Origin of the sequence: Armatimonas sp., assembly GCF_043757465.1 — a bacterium.
Classification (GTDB): Bacteria; Armatimonadota; Armatimonadia; order Armatimonadales; family Armatimonadaceae; genus Armatimonas.
The window spans coordinates 1-2751 of record NZ_JAYVPL010000006.1; the positions used below are offsets into that span (position 1 = coordinate 1).

The following is a 2751-nucleotide window of genomic DNA, read 5'->3' on the forward strand; positions in this document are numbered from 1 at the left end:
AGAGCGAATTCTAAAACTGCTGGACTCTTTGCCAGGGGTGTACATTCGCCTGGTAGAGCAATCTGTTTTACCGCCACAAAAAATGAGCGAACCATGAGAAATTAGTTGCCGTCACCCGCGCGATCTCGCCAGAGTAGTCCTCGAAGAAAAAGCCTTCCTCGAGCTGCTTTAGACAGGGAGCATCCAGAAGATCGTTGACGAACACACAGACTGCCTCCGCTCCGTCGGCGCTGGCAACGGTCTGGGTGGTGAGGCGGAACTCATGGAACGTGTAGTGGAGCTTTTCCACACCAGTGGCATTCTCAAAGTACTCGCGGTCGTAGGGTTTTGTGTCATAAAAAACAACCGTGCTCATGAGTTTAGCCGTGCTCATGAGTTTAGCCTCCAGATCGCCAAGTTGAGGGTCGCGGCGATACTCACCCAGATGAGGTAGGGGATCAGCAAGACGGCTGCGACTTTTCGGATGCGCCAGAATAGCCCGAGTGTCACGGCGAGCGCCAACCAGAGCACGAGTATCTCTGCGAAGGCGAGCCCGAGTAAGTGCCTCCCAAAAAAGAGAGGTGTCCAGAGCGCGTTGAGTAGCCACTGCACGAGAAACCAGCTCAGCGCCCGCCCCTGGGTTTTCCAGCCTCCTTTGTGCCAGATAAGCCATGCGGATACACCCATGAGCATATAGAGCAGCGTCCAGATGGGGCCAAAGACCCAAGCGGGCGGATTCCACGACGGTTTAACCAGCCCCGCGTACCAGCGGTCGCTGGAGACAAACACTGCACCTAGGGAAGCCGAAAAGCACAGAGCTAGCCAGCCAAGCAGTGGCAGAGCAGGATGGGGGGCTGGAGGAACGGCACCAGGAGGGGTCATGGAGTTAGCTCCACAACCATCTTCCCTATATTTTCTCCCTGAAATAGCCCGAGAAATGCGCCCACCGCTTTGTCAATTCCGTGCACAAGCGTCTCTTTATTCTTCAGCTTGCCCACACGAAGATAGCTACCCACTTCGTCCTCAAATGTCACTTGGCGCGATAGCCAGTCGCTCACAATAAGCCCTTTCATAGTCAAGCGCTTGGTGGTGATGTTAAAGAGATTAGATGGGCCAGGGTGTGGGTTTTCGGCGTTGTAGCTTGATATCCCGCCACAGGAGATGATCCGCCCTCCAATTCGCAGTGCGGAAAGTGCCGCTTCCAGCGTCTCCCCACCGACATTGTCAAAGTAAACATCTATTCCCTCGGGGGCTGCTTGTGTGAGCAGCTCCAGCACGGAACCGTCGTGGTAGTTAAATGCGGCATCGAAGTTGCATTCATCGCGCAGAAACGCGACTTTCTTGTCGGAGCCCGCTGAGCCGATGACCCGGCACCCGCGAATTTTTGCGAGCTGGCCCGCCACATTGCCCACGGCTCCCGCCGCACCGGAGATATAGATCGTATCGCCCGACTTGACCTCCACTAAGTTTAGGCCCGCCCAGGCCGTGAGCCCGGTCATCCCAAGCAGGCCAAGATGGATCGAGAGGGGCTGAAACTCATGGCTGACCTGGTGCAGGTCTTTTGCGGACGCGGTGAAGTACTCACGCCAGCCAAAGCCCGAGGCCACGACATCTCCGGGCAGAAAGTTCGGGTCGCGGGACTCGATCACCCCGCCGACGGCTCCACCGCTCAGGGGCTTGTCGAGCTCAAAGGCGGGGACATAGGACTGGCCTGCGTTCATACGTCCGCGCATGTAGGGATCCACTGACATAAAGCGGTTCCGAACGAGTATCTCCTTGTCTTTGAGCGGCCCGATCTCGGTCTGCTCCAGGGAGAAGTTCTCGGGAGTCGGAAGCCCCTTTGGGCGGGAGTGGAGCCGAATCTCGCGGCTAATAATTTGTGGCATCGCTATTTTTCCTATTCTGACTTCGCGATGAGCTTGTCGTTTTTGCCGCGTGCAAACTGAAGCGTGATCTCCGCCACGCGCTGGCCGTAGAACTCGGCGGTTTCTAGATCGCCTTGCGAGGGAGCACCGGAGGCGGCTATCTGAAAGCTGGCGGCCATCGGTCCAATGTAGGAGCCGACACGATTGTGCGCGTCGGGGCCGGGGCCAGCGATTTGGTTCATCTCCTCGGGCTTATTGGGCGCAGGCATCATCCCCAGCCCGACTTGGTGAAGGCTCCGGCGATCTTATCTTTCCACGCCAGAGTGAACCATTTCTTGGCCGCGATCTCGATAAAGGTCTTCATGCCAGCGGACATACTGCCCATGTAGGTAGGGCAGCCAAAAATGATGGCATCGGCGGCATCCAACTCGTCTAGGCGTTCGGCTGCTTCCTCAACACTGTAGAGCTGCGCTTGGATGCTGGGCACACGCTGCGCACCCTGGTAGACGGCCTCCGCTTGTCGCTTGGTGTGGCCGTAGGTGGAGTGGTAGATAATGGCGATTTTATTCTATGATGGTCCTATAAAATCGGACAGTCAAACGGGCTCTTTTAAGAAATCTGGAAAGCCAAAAAAGACACCATGAGAAAGCAACATAGCCCCGCCTTCAAGGCCAAAGTCGTCCTCCAGACACTCAGAGAAACCAAGCCCCTCACACAGGTCGCAGCCGAGCACGAAGTACACCCGACACTCCTCACCAAGTGGAAGACCGAAGCCGTCAACTCGCTGCCAGAAATCTTCGAGCGAGGAGCAAGCAAAGAGAAGAACGCCCAGGACTACGAGAAACAGAGTGCTGAACTCTATGAACAAATCGGAAGGCTCAGCGCTCAGCTTGCCTGGGTGAAAAAA

The 2751-nt window shown here is 56.3% G+C and carries 6 protein-coding genes; 1 reads left to right on the top strand and 5 read right to left on the bottom strand.

What is annotated here, in order from left to right; genetic code table 11:
- Positions 1-67: 67 nt before the first annotated feature.
- From ACH2ED_RS00785 to ACH2ED_RS00805, 5 genes are read right to left on the bottom strand one after another with little or no spacing between them, the layout of a single operon-like run.
- Complete coding sequence (locus ACH2ED_RS00785) at positions 68-373, bottom strand: hypothetical protein (protein WP_395088258.1); 306 nt, start codon at positions 371-373, stop codon at positions 68-70.
- Positions 370-861: a TspO/MBR family protein gene (locus tag ACH2ED_RS00790; protein ID WP_395088260.1), complete on the bottom strand. Its 492-nt coding sequence runs from the start codon at positions 859-861 to the stop codon at positions 370-372. Before ACH2ED_RS00790 ends, ACH2ED_RS00785 begins: the two co-directional genes overlap by 4 nt.
- Positions 858-1865, bottom strand: a complete 1008-nt coding sequence (locus ACH2ED_RS00795) for an NADP-dependent oxidoreductase (RefSeq protein WP_395088262.1) — start codon at positions 1863-1865, stop codon at positions 858-860. Before ACH2ED_RS00795 ends, ACH2ED_RS00790 begins: the two co-directional genes overlap by 4 nt.
- Before the next feature lie 11 nt (positions 1866-1876).
- On the bottom strand, positions 1877-2086 hold the full coding sequence (locus tag ACH2ED_RS00800; RefSeq protein ID WP_395088264.1) for a hypothetical protein: 210 nt from the start codon (positions 2084-2086) through the stop codon (positions 1877-1879).
- A 26-nt stretch (positions 2087-2112) separates the two neighbouring features.
- A complete protein-coding gene (locus tag ACH2ED_RS00805) occupies positions 2113-2406 on the bottom strand; it encodes an NAD(P)H-dependent oxidoreductase (protein WP_395088267.1) in 294 nt (97 codons plus the stop codon).
- A 78-nt stretch (positions 2407-2484) separates the two neighbouring features.
- On the opposite strand from ACH2ED_RS00805, the gene ACH2ED_RS00810 reads away from it, so the two are divergent.
- Positions 2485-2751, top strand: a 267-nt coding sequence (locus ACH2ED_RS00810) for a transposase (RefSeq protein WP_395088265.1), incomplete at its 3' end; no start/stop codon positions are given.